Here is an 18,739-nt window from a genome sequence, read left to right on the forward strand (position 1 = left end):
GGGGAATCCCATGCGCAGAACACTGACGTCCCTGGTGCTCGCGGCCGCTATGGCGATCGCCGTGGCCACCCCGGCCACCGCCGACCACGACCGTGGCCCCGCCGCGACGACGAACCTGGCCCGGTTCGACCCGGCCGCCTTCGCGAACCCGCCGAAGGACAGCAGCCCGGCGATCTACTGGTACTGGAACAACACCATCACCAGCGACATCACCGACCAGCAGATGGCCGGGATGCGCGCCAAGGGCGTGTACGAGGCGGTGATCTTCCCGCTCGGCGGTGACTCGATGAAACCGGTGTTCCTCAGTGAGGACTGGTTCACGCTCGTCGGGCACGTGCTGCGCGAGGCGCAGCGCACCGGCATGAAGATGTGGCTGTTCAACGACAACAACTTCCCGAGCGGCCGCGGCGCGAACTACGTCGTCAACGGCGGCACCCTGGGCAACCGCACCATCCCCGCGCGCCCGGACCTGCGGCTGAAAGGCCTGCTGCGCTCGACCCGGATCGTCGACGGGCCGGCGGCGCTGCCGCTCGCCGAGACGTCGGGGCTCAGCGTGGACACCGGCAAGCTGGTCGTCGACCCGGCCACCCGGCCGGGCGCCGCGCCGCTCACGCCCGGGACCGGCTGGACCGACTACACCGTGAGCGGCAAGGTCACGCTGACCGCGGGCGGCGTCCAGCTGGCGGTGCGCTCGGACGGCACCCACGGCTACCTCGTGGACGTCGACGCCAAAGGCGCGGCCAGCGTGTACAAAGTGGACGGTCCGAACCGGACGCGGCTGACCACCGGCGTCAACACCCCGGGCTTCACCCCGACCCACGTCCAGACGATCAACGTCACGGTCTCCGGGACCACGATCACCCCGAAGATCAACAACACCGTGCAGCCCGCGGCCACCGACGCGAGCTTCCCGGCCGGCGCCGCCGCGGTGTCGGCCGAGGGCACGCAACGCTCGCTGTGGGACGACCTGACCGTCACCGCCCCGGACGGCGCGAAGCTGTGGACCTCGACCTTCGACAACGCCACCGCGCTCGCCGACTTCCCGCAGAACCGCGTGAACCTCGCCGGCGTCACGGCGGCGGCCGCGCGCCCGGTCGGCACGAACGCCGCCGTCGAACTCGATGGCGGCACCTGGCAGGTACCCGCGGGCCGCTGGCAGGTCGACGTCTACTCACAGGTCCTGCTGCAGGACGACTCCAGCGGCTACACCCGCGGCTACCTCGACCTGCTCGACCCGAAGGCGACGGACGCCTTCCTGGGCATCGCGCCCGAGGAGTACGCGCGCCGCTTCCCGTGGGCGATGGGCACCGTCGTGCCCGGGTTCTGGGACGACGAGCCGTTCCTCGCCTCCGCGCAGCCGCACCCGTTCAAGCGCCTGCCGTCCTCACCCGGGCTCGCCGACGCCGTCCGCGCGGCCGGCGGCACCCCCGGCGTCGCCTACACCGCGGCGGCCGACGGTCTCGACGCCGTCGCCGACCAGGCCGCCGGGACGTACTGGCGGGCCGTGGACAACCTGTTCTCCACCAGCTACTACAAGCGCGAAGCCGATTGGATGGCCCAGCACGGCCTGAAGCTGATCTCCAACCCGCTGCTCGACGAGCAGAGCCCGCAGCAGCGGATGAACTCCACCGGTGACCTGGCCAAGGACAACCAGTGGGCGCAGGTGCCCGGCAGCGACATGATCACCACCGACTACACCGCGGGCCGGCAGACCACCTTGGGGCGCAACGCTTCCTCGGCCGCGCACCAGAGCGGCGCGCCGCGGACGCTGATGGAGACGTTCGGCAACGCGGGCTGGCAGGTGGCGCCGGACTACATGCACGCCACCGTCGGCGCGCTGGCCACCCGCGGGGTCAACCTGACGTTCCTGCACGCGATGTACACCGACGAGGTCTCGGTGACGTTCGCGCCGCCGTTCGGGCCGCGTAGCACGTTCTGGGAGGACATGCCCGACGTCGACGCGTGGATCGGCCGCGTGATGGAGCTGGGCCGGGGCACCGACCTCGCCCGGACCGCCCTGGTCCAGCCGCAGCGCGCCGCCGAGCAGACCCGGGTCGCCGACGCGTCGCACCAGCTGGACGCCGACTTCTCGGCCACGGCGTACGCGCTGGAACGCGGGCAGGTCGACTTCGACCTGCTGAGCGACTCGTCGCTGTCCGGCGACCCGGCCGCGCGCTTCCAGGCCGTCTCGCGCGGCGGGACCCTGCAGGTCGGCCAAGCCGACTACCAGCTCGCGGTGCTGCCGCGCACGCCGGTGCTCGACCTCGCGACCGCGCGGTCACTGGCGAAGTTCGTCCAGACCGGCGGACACGTCGTCGCCGTCGGCCCGCTGCCGACGCGGGAAGCGACCGGCCGCGACGCCGACCTGGCCCGTGAGCTGCGGAACCTCTTCGGCAACGCGGGTGCTTCCTGGGCCCGTCGCGGCGCCGGAGCGGTCGCCCTCGTGACCGACGTGAACACGATCGCCGGCCTGGCGCAGAACGCCGGGTACGGCGCGGCCCGCCTGCAGCCCGCGGCCGACGCGGTCCGGGTGTCGCGCACCGGCCGTGGCGCCGACACGGCGTTCCTGCTGAACAACGAGAGTGACGCCGTGGTCACCACCACGGCGGCGTTCCCGGTCGAGGGCACCCCCGAGATCTGGGACCCGCGCACCGGCACGACCAAGGTCGCCACGGCGTACACGACGGGCCGGGCGACCACCGGTGTCCCGGTCACGCTCCAGCCGTACGAGACGCTGGGCGTGGTGTTCCGCAAGGGCGTTCACGACACGGCGCACCTGACCGACGGCACCCTGCCCGCGAGTTCGGTTTCCCAGGCCGGACGCGACCTTCAGGCCACGGTGACCGCGACGGCGCCCGGCTCGTACACCCTCACCGGGCAGGCGAACGGCCGCACCTACCGCGGCACCGTGCGGGTCACCGACCCGCTGACGCCGATCGCGCTCAACGGGCCGTGGACGGTCCGGCTGGAGCAGGACGACGCCGTCGCCACCGAACGTCCGCTCGGCTCGTGGACCACGTTCGCGCCGACGTTCTCCGGCAGCGCCGTCTACACCACGACGGTGACGCTGACGGCCGCCGACCTCGCGAAGCGCAAGCTGGTGCTCGACCTCGGCGAGGTGCACGACCTCGCCACGGCGACGGTGAACGGCACGCAGCTGCCCGCCGCGCTCTGGCACCCGTACACAGTGGACACCACGAAGGCGCTGCACCCGGGCGTCAACACGATCAGCGTGCGCGTCACCAACACCCTGGCCAACGAGCGCAACAAGATCCTGGCGTCGGGCCTCGCCGGCCCGGTCGCGCTGCGCCCGCAGGCCGCCCTCACCGCCAGGCTGGAGGCCACCCGATGACAGTCAGCAGACGCACGGTCCTCACGATCGGCGCCGCGCTCGGCGTGGGCGCCACCCTCTCGTGGGCCCCGCCCGCCCTCTCCGCGCCGGGGAAGCCGTTCCTGAAGCAGTTCGCGAAGCCCGACGCGAGTACCGCCGCCAAGTTCCGCTGGTGGTGGCCGCACGGCCTGGTCGACCTCGGCGAGATCGCCCGCGAGGTGGACCAGATCGCCGACGCCGGGTTCGGTGGCGTCGAGATCCAGGACGTCCACCACAGCGTCCGGACCGTGATGGACCCGGAGCACCACGGCTGGGGCACGCCCGCGTGGCTCGCCGCGGTGGAGACGGCGCTGCGCCGGGCGAAGGCGCGCGGGCTGACCGTCGACCTCGCGATGGGCCCGTGCTGGCCGACCGCGGTCCCGACGATCACGCCCGACGACGTCGCGGCCAGCAAGGAACTCGCGCACGGCGTCGTCACGGTCGAGGGCACCTACACCGGCCCGCCGCCGGCCGCGGCGGTGCTCGCCGAAGACGCCGTGGGCAAGCAGGACCTGATCGCCGTCCAGGCCGCTCTGGTGGTCGGTTCACCCACCGCCGCGACGGTCACGCTGGACCCGGCGTCGGTGCGCACAGTGGACGTCCACAACGGACAGATCGACTGGACCGCGCCCGAGGGCACCTGGATGCTGTTCGCGTACTGGGCCCGCGGCTCGGCGCAGCAGCCGGAGGCGGGCCCGCACACCACGCCGCTCGCCTACGTCGTCGACCACTTCAGCGCGGCGGGCACGAAGGTCGTCCTGGACGAGTGGAACTCGACGATCCTCACCCGCGCCATCCGGAGCCTGCTGCAGGACGTCGGCGGCGACCTGTTCGAGGACTCCCTGGAGATCGAGACCGACGCGACGATCTGGACGCCGTCCTTCCTCGCCGAATTCCGTCGCCGGGCCGGCTACGACCTCCTGCCGTACCTGCCGGTGGTCGTGCAGAACAAGGGCAAGTTCCCGTTCGCGTTCGACTCGGACACGTCCAACCACGTGCGGGACGACTACAACCAGGTGCTCTCGGACCTCTACCACGAGAACCACCTGATCCCGGTCCGCGACTTCGCGCACCGCCTCGGCATGACGCTGCGCGTCCAGCCCTACGGCCTGCAGACCGACGCCATCCGCAGCGCGGCGCTGCTGGACGTGCCGGAGAGCGAGTCGCTCGGGTTCAAGAACCTCGACGACTACCGCGTCCTCGCGTCCGGGCGGGACATGGGCGGGCGGAAGCTGCTCTCGTGCGAGTCCGCGGCCTACGCGAACGGCGCGTACAACACCACCTGGGACAAGGTGCTGCAGACGATGGGCAGCGTGTTCGCGGGCGGCGTCAACCAGGCGGTGTTGCACGGCTTCGCCTACGCGACGGCGCCCGGCGCGCAGTGGCCGGGCTTCGCGGCGTTCTCGCCGTACAACGGCAACGGCATCGGGTACGCCGAGGCGTGGGGCCCGCGGCAGCCGACGTGGGGGCACGTGCCGGACATCGCCGGCTGGTTCGCCCGCACCCAGCTGGTGCTGCGCACCGGGAAACCACAAGTCGACATCGCCTTCTTCCGGCAGAAGGGCTGGACCTCCACCGGCATCGGCGCGCCCTGGGCGACCAACGATGGCATTCCGGCCGGCTGGACCCACGGCTTCCTCAGCGAGGCCGTGCTGGAACTGCCGAGCGCGGTCGTCCGGCACGGCCGGCTGGCACCCGACGGCCCGGCGTACAAGGCGATGATCCTCGGCGGCGACCAGTTCCACGGCAGCGAGCACACGCTGTCCGTCCGCGCGGCCCAGCGTCTGCTGGATTTCGCGCGGGCGGGCCTGCCGACGATCGTCATCGGCGCCTGGACCGATGTCCACGCCGAGGGCATCGCGCAGCCGGGGGAGAACGACCGGCTTCGCGCGCTGGTCACGGCGTTGCTCGCGCAGGCTTCGGTCCGCGTCGTCGCGGACGCCACGGGCATCCCGGCCGCGCTCGCCGAACTGGGCGTCACGCGCGATGTGGAGCACGACCCGTCGACCGTGATGAGCGTCCACCGCATCGACGGCGACACGGACTACTACTACCTCTGCAACGCGCGGCACGCGGAGAACCGCAAGATCACCGCCGTCACGCAGGACGTCTGGCTGACCGCGCAGGACCGTGACGCGCAGCCGGTCGTGTACAACGCCTGGACCGGCGAGACCGAACGGCTCGGCGTGTTCACCCGCTCCGGCGGCAAGGTGCGGGTGTCGGTGTCGCTGAACCCGGGGCAGTCGGTGATCATCGCCCTGGCCGCCGGCCGGGGTCCGTACGCGGTGTCGTCGGACGCGCCCGAAGTGCGGTACCTCGACGGCAAGCTCGTGGTGCGCTCGTCGGCCGCGGGCACGTACTCGACGACGTTGTCGACCGGACGTGTCGCGCGCACCGTGGTACCCGCCCCGCCGGTGCCGATCGCACTGTCCACTTGGGATTTGGAGGTGGCGGACTGGCAGCCGGGCGCGACGCCGACGTCCACGATCAAGCCGAAGCAGCAGTTCTCGCTGACGGCGCTCGCGGCCTGGCCGTCGATCCCCGGGCTGGCGGACGTCTCCGGTGTGGGTCGTTACCGCACGACCGTCGACCTGGGCCGGTGGGACCGGGACCTGGGCGCGTACCTGGACCTCGGGGAGGTGTTCGACACCTACCGCGTGCGGGTGAACGGCACCGCGCTGCCGCCGTCGGACGTGCTGGACACGGTGGTGGACGTCGGGCCGTGGCTGCGGTCCGGGCGCAACAGCATCGAGGTGGAGGTCGCCACCACGCTCAACAACCGGCTCCGCGTGAGCCGTCCCGAGGTGTTCGCGATCGCGTCGCGGCAGGCGTACGGGCTGGTCGGCCCGGTGCGCCTGACGCCGTACCGGCAGCGGGAGGTCCGGTGAACGTCACCCGGTGCACCGCGTTCGGCCCGTTACGGCGTGGCGAACCGGGGTAGTCCGAGACTGCGGTCCGGGGGCGGGCTGTCTTTCGCGCGAGAGGAGCAGGCGTGTTCAGTGGTTTCACGCTGGAGACCGTCGACGTCGGGCCGGTGCGGGTGCGGGTGCGCCACGGCGGGTCGGGCACCCCGGTGGTGCTGGTCCACGGCCACCCCCGGACGCACACCACCTGGCACCGGGTCGCCCCGGAACTGGCCGCCGACCACTTCGTCGTCTGCCCCGACCTGCGCGGGTACGGCCGGTCCACGCTGCCGCCGGACGAGCCCGGGCACACGCAGTCGTCCAAGCGCGCGATGGCCGGCGACATCGTGGCCCTCATGCGGCACCTCGGGCACGACCGGTTCTCGATCGCCGGCCACGACCGCGGTTCGCTCGTGGCCTTCCGGGCCGCGATGGACCACCCGGGCACCATCGACCGGCTCGTCGTGATGGACGGGCTGCCGATCACCGAGCACCTCGAACGGCTCAACGAGGACTTCGTCCGCTCGTGGTGGCACTGGTGGTTCCTCGCCCAGACCGACAAACCCGCCGAACGGGTCATCAACGCCGACCCCGGCGCCTGGTACCGGACGCCGCTGCCGTACGAGATGGGCGAGGACAACCACTCCGACGTCTGGACGGCGCTGCGCGATCCCGCCGTCGTCCACGGCATGTGCGAGGACTACCGCGCCGGCCTGCGGGTCGACCGCGCCCACGAGGAGGCCGACCGCGCGGCCGGCCGGCAGGTGCGGTGCCCGACCCTGCTGCTGGCCGCGACCGAAGACGACATCGACATCCACGGCGACCCCCTCGAGATCTGGCGCCCGTGGATCGCCGGGGAGCTGCGCGGCGCGGAAATCCGCTCCGGGCACCACCAAGCCGAGCAGGCGCCGGGTGAGGTGGTCCGGGCCATCCGCGAATTCCTCCGTGCCCCGGTGACCGGCTAAACCGTCCGGCGCGGTGGGGCGTGTGGTTACCGGATGTCCGGCGACGAGGGGAAAAGACGTGGGAAAACGGGTGCGGGTCGCACTGCTCGGGATGCTGGTGACCGCGGGCGCGTGGGCCGGTCCGGCCGCCACGAGCACGGCGGCGACGACCACGGCCGCGGCGTTGCAGCCGGCCTACGGGAGTGTGGTGGTCGAGCCGCAGGACCCGAACCGGCAGTACCGGGCCATGCCGTCCCTGCAGTACGTCACCTGGACCGACGCCGCCGGGGTGGTCCGGCACCGGTTCGTCCGGAGCTTCCAGGTCAGCGCCGACGGTGACCCCGCGGTGAAGCTGCGCATCGAGTACCAGGACGCCGCGGGCAAGTGGCAGGCCGCGCTCGACGCCCGCACCGGCGGGCCGCTGCTCGACTCGGCGGACGCGCAGTTCGCGAAGGTCGGCAACCTCTTCACCGCCACCAACGGCGATCTGGTCGCGGTCGAGGAACTGGGCCGGGTCGACGCGGCGGGGAAGCGCTACGCCGTCCGGTGGACCTCGGCCGACGGCGGCGTCAGCTGGCAGCGGTCCGTCGCCTACTTCGACTTCACCGGCGGCACGATCAGCTCCGGCACCGGCCGGCTCTTCCAGGGTGTGCTCACGCTGCCGGACGGGAGCCAGGTGGTGCCGTTCTACGCCGCGCACCAGGGCACCCTGTCGGCGGCGTACCTGCTCTCGGGTAACCACGACGGCACCGCGTGGAAGCGCGCGTCGACCGTCTTCCTGTCCGGCACGTACAACTACACCGAGGCCACGGTCGCCCGGCGCGCCGACGGCCGGCTGCTCATGGTGACCCGCCTCGACGAGACGTCCGGCGGGTACGCCTACAGCCGGCTGCTGGGCCGGGTCACCACGGCTCCGGTGAACTCGGCGGCCGACCTCGCCGCCGCGACTTGGGGCGCGGCGTACGCGCTGAAGGTGCCCGGTGCCGCCGACGACACCGCGGTCCGCGGGGTGAACCCGGTCCTGCACACCATGGACCAGGGGGTGCAGATGCTCGTCTTCGGCCGGCCCCGCAACAAGATCACGTTCAGCTACGACGGCGGCACGACCTGGTCGACCGCCCACAGCTTCTACGACAACCTGCCCACCGGGTGCTCCGGCGGTTACGGCGTCCACCCGTGTGACACGCTCGGCTCCAGCGGCTACCAGGGCGTCGCGGTCACCGGGGCGCGCACCGCCACGGTGCTGGGCGACAACTGCCAGTCGGGCTGGGGCTGCGCGGGGGCCTACACCTACCCGCACACCACCGACGACCGGCTGTGGAGCGCCACCGTCACGCTCTCCTGATCGATCGTCCACAGAGGACGACGGGTGCAGAGGTGCCGCGCGGGCTTGATCTTCCGTCACCACCCGTCGGTCCTTAATGGACGGTGCGCGGCCCGGGTTCCGGAAGCCCCGGGCCGCGAAAACCACTGACTGTCACCACTTCAGCCGAGTGGGGGAACCGGTGTCGGCCGCTCGGGTCGACCTGCCTCCCGGTCCGCCGTGAGCGTTGTTGCCCGGCGCCGCGAGTACTACGGTGACCGTTGAGTCAAAGTCGGCGCCCAGGCCCCGCGCAGACGGTTCTTACCCTGCTTCCGGGAGACCGCGCAATGATTCCTGCCCAACCTTCCGGCGGAAGTCCTTCCGGCTGGGACGTGCCCGCGCCACGCTTGCCCGCCGGGCCGCGGCTGCTGGTGCGCCACACCCTCGCGCGGGCCGGAGTGCTGGTCGTCACCGCGTCCGGGACCGTCGACGGGAGCACGGCGTGGCTGCTGCAGCGCGCCCTCTGGCGGGACCTGCCCGCGAAGACGGTGATCGACCTGTCGGAGGTGCCGGTCCTGGGCCTCGCCGGCGTCCGGGTCCTGGAAGGCGCCGCGGCCCGCGCCCGGGCCGAACGGCGCGGGATCGCCATCGTGGCGAGGTCGCTGCCGGTCGTCCGGGTGCTGCGCCTGTTCGCCCTCGACACACGGGTCCCGGTCCACGCGCGGCTCTCGGACGCCGTCGGCGCCGGGCGGGGGTGCTGAGGAAACCGGGGGAGCGTCCTGGAGGCCATCGGAGCCGCCGGACGATGCCGGCGATGGCCGGGTCGGCGGCGGACCCGGCCCTTCCGTACTTTAAAGCAACTGACTGACTTAATGTACGCGGAGGATCTTCCGAGGCAGACCGGGTGCCGCCGGCGCTCGGGGTCGGTCTGGACCGGCCTCGCCTCGGCCGCTTCTCACGTGGTGGAGCGGAAAACGAAGTCGCCGGAGCCGACCCGGAAGGTGACGTAGCCGTTCTTCGCGCCTTCGAACCGGGCGCCCGGCGGCGCTTGGACCGCGCGGACGTCGCGCGCGGGCACCGAGATCTCGGCCGTCGCTCCGGCGGGCACGCCGGCGTGCAGGGTGAAACGGCCGTGGTCGCGGGTCCAGGCCGAGCTCACCCGGCCGAGCGGGGACTCGACGTGGGCGGACGCGTTCGTGAGGTCGCCGACCGGGTAGGGCTGGATCTTGACCGTCGTGTAGCCGGGCGCCGCGGGTTCGATCCCGGCGACGCGCTGGTAGAGCCAGTCGTCGACGGTGCCGAGGAAGGCGTGGTCGTGCGAGCGCGAGGTGGCGGGCCACTCCTCCCACATCGTCGTCGCCCCGAGACCCGTGAACCAGTAGCCCCAGCCGGGATACGTCGGGTTCGTCGCCACCTGGTAGGCGAGATCGCCGAAACCGGCGTCGGTGAGCGCCGGGAGGATGAGCTTCGTGCCCAGCGCTCCGGTGTTCAGGTGGACGCCGCGTGCCTTGATGTCGCCGACGAGGTTCGCGAGCACCGCCGGGCGATCCGCCGCGGGGACGATGCCGAGGCTCAGCGGCAGCAGGTTGGACGTCTGGCGGTAGCCGGCCGCGCGGTCGTCGTAGTAGGCGCCGGACGCCTTGTCGAGGAACGTCGTGTTGAGCGCCTTCGTGACCGTGCCCGCGAAGGCGTCGAAATGCTGGGCGTCACCGTCGTGGCCGAGAGCGCGGGCGATCTTGGCCATGGTGGTGGCGGTCTTGTCGATGTAGGCGGTGCCGGCGAGCCGGGTGCCCTCGGGCGGGTTCGCGGCGCCGGGGGCGAGCCAGTCGCCGTAGCTGAAGCCGGTGTAGATGTTCCCGGTCTTCGCGATGTCCTGCTCGAAGAAGGTGAGCCACGCCTTCATCGCGTCGTAGTTCTCGGCGAGCGCGCGCGTGTCGCCGTAGTACCAGTAGAGATCCCAGGTGATCAGGACGAAACTCGCCGACCAGACCGGGTCCTTGACCTGCTTGCCGCCGACCGTCGCGGGCACGGTCTGGCCGATCGACCCGTCCGGGTTCTGGTCGTCGCGGTGCTCGCGCATCCAGTTCTCGTAGAAGTCCTGCATGTCGAAGTGGGCGATCGCGGAGTCGGCGGACAGGTGCGCGTCCGCGGTGTAGGGCCGCTTCTCGTACATCGGGGTGTCGGTCGGGACGGAGTGCAGGTTGTTCAGGATCGTGTTCGCTTCGGCGTCGTCGTAGCGGTTGAGCAGCGGACTGGAACTGGTGAAGTCGCCGGTGGTGTCGACCGCGGTGTGGACGCGCTCGGCGTCGACCGACTCGACGGTGACGCCCGCCGGCGTGGCGACCTGGACGTAGCGGAAGCCCGCGTAGCTGTAGCTGGGCCGGTAGCTCTCCAGGCCGTCGCCCTTGAGGATGTACGTGTACGACTGCAGCTGCATGCCGAACCCGCCGACGTTGTCCACCGTGCCGTCCGGGTTCAGCTTCTCGCCGTAGGTGATCGTCACCTGGGCGCCGGCGGGCCCGCGCAGGCCGACCCGCGCCCAGCCGGCGGTCGGGCCGGCGACGTCGTAGACGCGCACACCGTCCCGCGGCGCGGTGACCGCGGTGATCGGCAGGTCGTCGGTCACCTTGATGGGCGGGAACGCCTCCGCGCGCAGCGTCCCGGCGGGCCCGGTCACCGGCAGTGCGGGCCGCCAGCCGGTGGCGTCGAACCCGGTGGTGGTCCAGCCGGGCCGCTCCAGCCGCGCGTCGTAGGTTTCGCCGAACCAGAGCGATTCCGTGCGGGTGGGCCCGTCGGCGACCTTCCAGGTGCGGTCGCTGGTCACCCGCTGGGTGCTGCCGTCCTGGTAGGTGACGTCGAGCTCGAGCTTCAGCTTGGGCTCGCTGTGCCACGGGGACGCCGCCCACTCGTCGGGGTTCGTCATCGCGTAGTACCCGCGGCCGAGGCTCACCCCCACCGCGTTGCCGCCCGTGCGCAGGGCCGCGGTGACGTCGTAGGTCGCGTACAGGTCGGTCTTGTCGTAGACGGTGAACCCGGGGTCGAGCTCGTGGTCGCCGACCCGGGCGCCGTTGAGGTAGAGCTTGTAGTAGCCGAGCCCGGCGATGTAGGCGCGCGCCGACCTGATCGGCTTGTCCAGCGTGAAATCGTTGCGCAGCAACGGCTCCGGCGGGGGTGGAGTGGAGACGGAGCTGCCCCACGGGCCGGACCCGTACGCGGCGGCGACCAGCGCCTGCGGCCAGGCCGCGTCGTCGAAGCCCGGTTGCTGCCAGCCGGTCGCGGCGGTGTTCGCGGACTTCCAGGAGGCGTCGGTGACGAGTTCGAAGGGGGCACCCGAGCCTTCGACCCGGAGTTTGCCCAGGAACCCGGCCGGCCCGGGCTGGGCGTTGGTCGCCTCGGCCGCGATTACGTTGCGGCCGGGACGCAGCGCGGCGGAGACGTCGACGACGGTCGCCGTCCGCCAGGAGTCGCCGACGTGCGGCGAGGCGGCGACCTGCTGTCCGTTGACGGACACGGTGAAGCTGTCGTCGGCCGTGAGCTCGAGCTGGGCCGACGTGATCCGATCGCCGGCGGGCAGGTCGAACGCGCGCCGGAAGTACCGTGTGCCGACGGGTGCGGAGTCGGCCGGATTCCCTTCGGGGTACCAGATCCAGCTCGCGCCGGTCAGCGACGGCGGCGTCGCGGTCGTCTGCGCGCCGATCCAGTCACCTTGGAATTCGCCCGGCGCCAGGAACGCCGTCTCGAACCACGCCGGCTCGCTCCAGCGCGAGGCGTGCCGGGTGGCGTCCCAGACCTGGACGCGCCAGAAGTAGCGGGTCCGCGCCTTCAGGGCGCGGCCGGCGTAGGTGACGTCGAAGGACTGCGACGACCGCACTTCGCCGCTGTCCCATACGTTCGCCGGCCCGGTGGGCTCGGTGGACACCACGATCCGGTACGCCGACTGGCGCGCGCCGTCCTTCGCGGTCAGGGCCCAGCCGAACCGCGGCCGGGCGACGTCGACGCCGAGCGGGTCGGTCCGGTGCTCGACCTGCAGCCCGCCGGCCTGGACGTCGCCGATCGCGGGAACCGCTCCGGCCGGCGCCACCCCCAGGACCAGGAAAGTCAGCAGGGCCAGCGAAGCCGTCATCAGGCGCGAAGACATCGCGTTCCTCTCGTCGTCGACAGGCCGGCGCGGATCCCGGAAATGAATCGTTTCAATTCACGTGCCGGGATCATGGTAGGCAGAAGTTCTCCCCGGTGACAAGAGGCCGGCGGTCGCCTTCGGAGGCGACCGCCGGTGGGCTCCTGCCGCGTCAGCCGTGCGCCGGCCGTGGACCGCGGCTCAGCAGTCCGAGCGCGACAATCGCTTGTACCGCCAAGACAATCGCTTGGGTGACGGGGGAGTCGACGGTCAGCAGCGCGACGGTCGTGTTGACGCCGAAATGGACCGCGATCGACGCCGGAACACCGCCGCGTTCGTAGGCGAAAACGGTCAGCAGTCCCATCGGGACGACGCCGAGGAGGAACAGCAGCCCGCTCAGGCCGAGCAGTCCGAAAGAGGCCTGGACCGTGCCGGGAATGAAGAACAATGGCACGTGCCACAGCGCCCACACGACACCGAGCAGCAGGCCGGCCTGAAGGCGGCTCATCGACGCGCGCAGGCGCGGATAAGCCGTGCCACGCCAGCCGGGCTCCTCGGCCAGCGGGCCGCCGATGAGCATGCTGATGACGAAGGCGACCGGCCCGCCGGCGGTCGTGATCAGGTGCTGCCCCGCCGTCAAGCTCAGTGCGGGACCGCCGAGGACGTCCGCGAGCAGCACGGCGGCCACCACGGTCGCGGATGCCAGTAGCAGCAACGGAAGGATCCAGAACCACCGCACGCTCGGCCGGGAGCGCACGGCGTGGTCCGGGGCGGGTTCACCGCGCCGGGCGCGACGCACCCGGACCGCGATCGCGCCGAACACCGGGCCGAAGCCGCCCAGCAGGTAGGGGATCACGGTGGGGGAGCCGGTCGGCGGTCCGCCGAGCAGGATCGCGACGAGCCAGAACCCCCAGCTCGTCGTGAAGGTGACGGTCCAGAAAAGGGTGAGCCCGCTTTTCTGCCGAACCGGGGAAATGGTGGTCACGCGAGTGCCTTTCGTGGGAAAATGGGCAGCATCGGGCCCGGGAACAATGCGTTTCGGTTCAGGCTTGCGCGGAGGCCTGGAGCCGGTGGGCGAGCCAGCCGGACACCTGGGTGAGCAGGTCGGAGTCGACCGGCCGGCGCAGCTGCCGGGGATAGGACCGCACCGACGCGCGGCCGGGATCGCGGCGCAAGAGGTGCGTGAGGTCGGCGATCCGGTGGACCTCGGCCTCGCCGGGCACCAGCCGGCGGATCTCGTCGAGGTCCGCGGCGTCGACCTGGACGTCCTTGCCGCCCGTGATCGCGAGCACGGGAACCCGGATGCCCGCGAGGTCCGGGCGCGGGTCGTGGGCGAGCAGTTCTCGTGTCCACCGGGCGTTCACCGGTACGCCGGCGACGCGCGTGACGTCCGCGTCCGATTTCTTGAGCCGGGCCAGCTGCCGCTCGCCGAAGGCCCGCACCATCGGGCGTGCGAACGCGGGGAGGTCGCGGACGATCATCCCGGCCTGCCGCCGCAGCGCGTCCTCGCCGAGGCGGGCGAACCCGGCCAGCAGCACCACCGCCGCGACGTCCGCGTGCGCGCCGAGGGCCATGGCGTGGACGGCACCTTCGCTGTGCCCGACGACGCCGACGGCATCCGCCCGGATGTCGGGCCGGGCGGCCAGGGCACGTACGGCGGCGGCCGCGTCGCGGCGGTTGTCGGTGAAGCCGGTCGCGCGCCAGTCGCCGGGAGTGGCGCCGACACCGCGCCGGTCGTAGCGCAACGAGGCGATTCCCGCGTCCGCGAGGGCGGCGGCCAGCGGCGGTCCGTACCCCGTGCGGACCCGGCCGGTGTTGGCGTCGCGGTCCAGCCGGCCGGATCCGTGCAGCAGCAGGACGGCCGGGTGCGGCCCGGCGCCCGCGGGCAGGGTCAGCGTGCCGGCCAGGCGCAGTCCGTCGTCCGCGGTGACCGCCATGTCGACGTCCGGCATAAGTCGTCCCCCATCATTCTCGATCGTGCAAATGTTCTCAACTATGAGAACAGTATCGCATGTGAGAACATTGGTCCATGGCGACCGCCGATCTCCTCCTGCACCCCGTCCGGATGCGCATCCTGCAAGCGCTGTTCGACGCCGATCCGCTGACCACCGCGCAACTGCGTGAGCGCATCTCCGACGTGGCGCCGGCCACGATGTACCGGCAGATCGCGGTGCTGGCCGAGGCCGGCGTGCTGGAGGTGGCGCAGGAGCGGCGGGTGCGCGGCACGATCGAGCGCAGCTACCGGGTGCGCAAGGAAGAAGCGGTGGTCGACCCCGCGGCGCGCGCGGCGATGTCGAAGGAGGACCACTTGCGGTCGTACACGACGTTCGCGGCATCGCTGCTGGGCGACTTCGACCGCTACCTCGCCCACGAGAACGCCGACCCGCACGCGGACGGCGTCGTCTACCGCCAGGCGGCGGTGTGGCTGACGGAGGAAGAGTTCGAGGTGATGGTCGAGGAGATCGAGAAGGCGGTCGTCTCGCGGTTCGAAAACCCCAGGGAAGGCCGCGTCCGTCGGGTCGTCAGCCTGGTCGTCGTCCCGGACGAGCCCAAGGCGGACGCCGGCTGACGTCGGCCGGGTACCTGGCCGGCCGGACGTGATCGCCGAGCGGCTCGACCGGCGGTAAGCGCGTCCGAAAATTACTAAGGCAGATTGATAAGGTAGCTTTAGTACATGACCGATGATCCGGATCCGAGCGAGGTCGCCGCAGGCCTGCTGGCGAGCGTCAGCGTGCTGGTGCGGCGAGTGCAGCAGATACCCACCGAGGGCGGGCTCACGATGCCCGAGCGGACCGCGCTGTCGCTGCTGGACCGCTCCGGCCCCACGACTTCCTCGGCGCTCGCCCGGGAAGTGCAGATCACCGCGCAGGCGATGGGGGCGACGCTCAGCGCGTTGCGGGACCGCGGCCTGGTCGAACGCCGGCCGGATCCCGACGACGGGCGGCGCGCGGTGCTGATGGTCACCGACGCCGGCCGGCAGGCACTGAAGAACAAGCGGAACGCGCGGGCCGAGCTCATCGCCCAGGCCCTGACCGGCGGCGCGTTCACCCCCGCGGAACTGGACCGGCTCGCGGCGGTCGCGCCGCTGCTGGAGCGGCTGGCCCAGCACCTCTGACCCCGCGGGAAGGACAAGGGGGTGAGCCGATGACCGAACCGCGCGCCGATCGGTACAAGTGGACGGCGCTGACCAACACGACCGCCGCGGTCTTCATGTCCGCGCTCGACGGATCCATCGTGCTGATCGCCCTGCCGGCGATCTTCACCGGCGTGCACCTGGATCCTCTGGCCCCGGGCAACATCGCGTACCTGCTGTGGATGATCATGGGATACCGGCTGGTCCAAGCCGTCCTGGTGGTCACCGTCGGCCGGCTGGGCGACATGTTCGGCCGGGTCCGGATCTACAACGCCGGCTTCGCGGTCTTCACCGTCGCCTCGATCCTGTTGTCCTTCGACCCCTTCGACGGCGGCGACGGCGCTCTGTGGCTGATCGCCTGGAGGGTGCTGCAAGCCGTCGGCGGGTCGATGCTGACCGCGAACTCCGCCGCGATCCTGACCGACGCCTTCCCCCGGGAACAGCGCGGTTTCGCGCTGGGCGTCAACCAGGTGGCCGGGCTGGGCGGGATGTTCATCGGCCTGGTCGCCGGCGGCCTGCTCGCGGCCTGGGACTGGCGGGCGGTGTTCTGGGTGAACGTGCCGGTCGGCGTGTTTTTCACGGTGTGGGCCTACCGCACCCTGCGCGAGACCGGAAAACGCGGCGGCGGGCGGATCGACTGGTGGGGCAACGTCACCTTCGCGGCCGGCCTGAGCGCCGTCCTGATCGCGGTCACGTTCGGGCTGCAGCCCTACGGCGGGCACCCCATGGGCTGGACCGACCCGCTGGTCCAGTGGCTGATCGCCGGGGGACTGGTCCTGCTGGCGGCCTTCGTCGCGATCGAGAACCGCGTCGCCGCGCCGATGATCCAGCTGAGCCTTTTCCGCTTGCGCGCCTTCACCTTCGACAATCTGGCGGGCCTGGCCATCTCGATCGGCCGCGGCGGCCTGCAGTTCGTGCTGATCATCTGGCTGCAGGGGATCTGGCTGCCCCTGCACGGGTACGACTACGAGAGCACACCGCTGTGGGCCGGCATCTTCATGCTGCCGCTGACCGCCGGTTTCCTCGCCGCCGGGCCGGTTTCCGGTTACCTGTCCGACCGGTTCGGCTCCCGGGGCCTGGCCACCGGCGGGGCGCTGCTGTTCGGCGCGAGCTTCGTGGGCCTGATGCTCCTGCCGATCGACTTCGGCTACGGGATCTTCGCGGTGCTGATCGCGCTCAACGGGATCGCCGGCGGCATGTTCGCCTCTCCCAACTCCTCGTCGATCATGGGCAGTGTGCCCGCGGACCTCCGCGGCGTGGCCTCGGGCATGCGGGCCACCTTCCAGAACTCCGGCACGGCGGTCTCCATCGGCGTCTTCTTCTCGCTGATGATCGCCGGACTGGCGAGCAATCTCCCGCACACGCTCACCGCCGGCCTGCGGCAGCAGGGCGTCCCGGCCGGTGTCGCCGGCCAGATCGGCGGGCTGCCGCCGGTCTCGTCGCTGTTCGCCGCCCAGCTGGGCGTCAACCCGATCCGGCACCTGCTCGAACCCAGCGGTGCCCTCGCCGGCCTGACCCCGCTCCAGCAGCAGACCCTGACCGGACGCGAGTTCTTCCCGAGCCTGATCTCCGGGCCCTTCCACTCGGGCCTGGTCATCGTGTTCGCCTTCGGCGCCGCTCTCGCGGTCCTCGCCGCGATCGCTTCCCTGTTCCGCGGCACCCGGAAACCGACCCCCACCGGAGAAAGCACCATGGCACTGACCACGATCGACCCCACGTCCGCGCTCGTCGTGATCGACCTGCAGCAGGGCATCGTCGCCGCTCACCACGACCCCGCGGTCACCGCGGCCGTCAAGCAAGCGGCCGGCCTGGCCACGGAGTTCCGGCGGCACGGCCTGCCCGTGGTCCTGGTCAACGTCACCGGCCGCGCGCCGGGGCGCACCGACGCCGGACGATCCGCGGCCCCCGCCACACCGCCGCCCGGCTGGGCCGACCTCGTCGACGAGCTCGACGTCCAGCCGACCGACCACCTGATCACCAAGCGACGGCGCAGCGCCTTCCACGACACCGGCCTCGACACGCTGCTGCGGGACCTGGGTGTCACGCAGATCGTGCTCGCCGGCATCTCGACCAGCTCCGGGGTCGAGTCGACCGCGCGCTCGGGCTCCGACCACGGCTACCACGTCGTGCTGGCCACCGACGCCATGACCGGCCCCGATCCCGACGCCCACCGGCACAGCGTCGAAAGCATCTTCCCCAAGCTCGGCGAAACCGCCACCACCGCCGAGATCGTCGGCCGGGTCGAGGCGACCCGATGACCCTGCTCGGCCGGCTCCTGCGCAACCGCCGGGCCGGGGACACCCACCTGGCGTGGAACCTGCCCAACCTGCAGGGCCCCGAACTGCTGACGCTCACCAGCCGGAACTTCGACGACGGCGCTCCGATGCCGCTGGAGCACTGCGCGAAGCACGTCCGCGGCGGTGACCGGTCGCCCCACCTGGCCTGGACCGGGCTGCCGCCCGGCACCGCCCAGCTCCTGGTGGTGGTCGAGGACGTCGACGTGCCGGTCGGCAAGCCCGCCGTGCACTGCGCCGCGCTGGTCGATCCGGCCACCGGAGAGCTGGAAACCGGTGCGCTGGCGGGGAAAGAGCCGGGACCCGGGGTCCGGGTGCTGCGGTCCACCATCGGACGCGGCTACCACGGTCCCGCGCCGGTCAAGGGCCACGGGCCCCACCACTACGTCTTCCAGCTGTTCGCGCTGGCCGCCCCGGTGGACGGCGCGGCGCGACCGGACCGGGCGCGGCCCCGCACCCTGCTGCCCACCATCGCCGCTCCCGTCCTCGCGCGCGGCCGGCTGACGGGTGTTTTCGAACGGTGACGGTGCCGGGTCACTCTGGTGGCCGAACGTTTCCGTAATCAATTCGTTGCGCAAATATCGAGGATGGCCGTGAGGGGAATGCGCAACGCCGTGACAGGGCGTTCCTGTGGCGCCCGCTGATCGCCTCGGCCGATTTTCCGAGCGCCCGGGT

General features: G+C 71.8%; 12 protein-coding genes. 9 read left to right on the forward strand and 3 right to left on the reverse strand.

Annotation, left to right across the window (positions count from 1 at the left end):
* Positions 1-10 precede the first annotated feature (10 nt).
* The 5 genes from OHS18_RS00510 to OHS18_RS00530 all read left to right on the forward strand — a co-directional run bounded on the left by OHS18_RS00510 (position 11) and on the right by OHS18_RS00530 (position 9,281).
* Entirely contained in the window at positions 11-3,352 is a 3,342-nt protein-coding gene (locus tag OHS18_RS00510) for a glycosylhydrolase-like jelly roll fold domain-containing protein (protein WP_328615464.1), read from the forward strand.
* On the forward strand, positions 3,349-6,258 hold the full coding sequence (locus OHS18_RS00515; protein ID WP_328615465.1) for a glycosyl hydrolase: 2,910 nt from the start codon (positions 3,349-3,351) through the stop codon (positions 6,256-6,258). Before OHS18_RS00510 ends, OHS18_RS00515 begins: the two co-directional genes overlap by 4 nt.
* A gap of 104 nt (positions 6,259-6,362) precedes the next feature.
* Positions 6,363-7,238, forward strand: coding sequence for an alpha/beta fold hydrolase (locus tag OHS18_RS00520; RefSeq protein WP_328615466.1), 876 nt, complete (start codon positions 6,363-6,365; stop codon positions 7,236-7,238).
* Positions 7,239-7,296: 58 nt separating this feature from the next.
* Complete coding sequence (locus tag OHS18_RS00525; RefSeq protein ID WP_328615467.1) at positions 7,297-8,562, forward strand: sialidase family protein; 1,266 nt, start codon at positions 7,297-7,299, stop codon at positions 8,560-8,562.
* Between the two features lie 350 nt (positions 8,563-8,912).
* Positions 8,913-9,281: an STAS domain-containing protein gene (locus tag OHS18_RS00530; protein WP_328457252.1), complete on the forward strand. Its 369-nt coding sequence runs from the start codon at positions 8,913-8,915 to the stop codon at positions 9,279-9,281.
* Positions 9,282-9,475: 194 nt separating this feature from the next.
* On the opposite strand, the gene OHS18_RS00535 is transcribed toward OHS18_RS00530, so the two are convergent.
* The 3 genes from OHS18_RS00535 to OHS18_RS00545 form a co-directional block, all read right to left on the reverse strand.
* Complete coding sequence (locus tag OHS18_RS00535; protein WP_328615468.1) at positions 9,476-12,658, reverse strand: family 78 glycoside hydrolase catalytic domain; 3,183 nt, start codon at positions 12,656-12,658, stop codon at positions 9,476-9,478.
* Positions 12,659-12,809: 151 nt separating this feature from the next.
* Positions 12,810-13,622: a type II CAAX endopeptidase family protein gene (locus OHS18_RS00540; RefSeq protein ID WP_328615469.1), complete on the reverse strand. Its 813-nt coding sequence runs from the start codon at positions 13,620-13,622 to the stop codon at positions 12,810-12,812.
* Positions 13,623-13,680: 58 nt separating this feature from the next.
* Positions 13,681-14,589 carry an alpha/beta hydrolase family protein gene (locus OHS18_RS00545; RefSeq protein WP_328615470.1) on the reverse strand — a complete coding sequence of 303 codons (909 nt, stop codon included), beginning with the start codon at positions 14,587-14,589 and terminating at the stop codon, positions 13,681-13,683.
* 77 nt (positions 14,590-14,666) lie between these two features.
* On the opposite strand from OHS18_RS00545, the gene OHS18_RS00550 reads away from it, so the two are divergent.
* The 4 genes from OHS18_RS00550 to OHS18_RS00565 all read left to right on the forward strand — a co-directional run bounded on the left by OHS18_RS00550 (position 14,667) and on the right by OHS18_RS00565 (position 18,588).
* A complete protein-coding gene (locus tag OHS18_RS00550; RefSeq protein ID WP_328615471.1) occupies positions 14,667-15,206 on the forward strand; it encodes a helix-turn-helix domain-containing protein in 540 nt (179 codons plus the stop codon).
* A 105-nt stretch (positions 15,207-15,311) separates the two neighbouring features.
* Positions 15,312-15,752, forward strand: a complete 441-nt coding sequence (locus OHS18_RS00555; protein WP_328615472.1) for a MarR family winged helix-turn-helix transcriptional regulator — start codon at positions 15,312-15,314, stop codon at positions 15,750-15,752.
* A gap of 29 nt (positions 15,753-15,781) precedes the next feature.
* Complete coding sequence (locus tag OHS18_RS00560; protein ID WP_328615473.1) at positions 15,782-18,028, forward strand: isochorismatase family protein; 2,247 nt, start codon at positions 15,782-15,784, stop codon at positions 18,026-18,028.
* Positions 18,025-18,588, forward strand: a complete 564-nt coding sequence (locus tag OHS18_RS00565) for a YbhB/YbcL family Raf kinase inhibitor-like protein (RefSeq protein ID WP_328615474.1) — start codon at positions 18,025-18,027, stop codon at positions 18,586-18,588. Before OHS18_RS00560 ends, OHS18_RS00565 begins: the two co-directional genes overlap by 4 nt.
* The last annotated feature ends 151 nt before the right edge of the window (positions 18,589-18,739 follow it).

It is taken from the genome of Amycolatopsis sp. NBC_00355 (assembly GCF_036104975.1).
In the GTDB taxonomy this organism is placed as follows: Bacteria; Actinomycetota; Actinomycetes; order Mycobacteriales; family Pseudonocardiaceae; genus Amycolatopsis.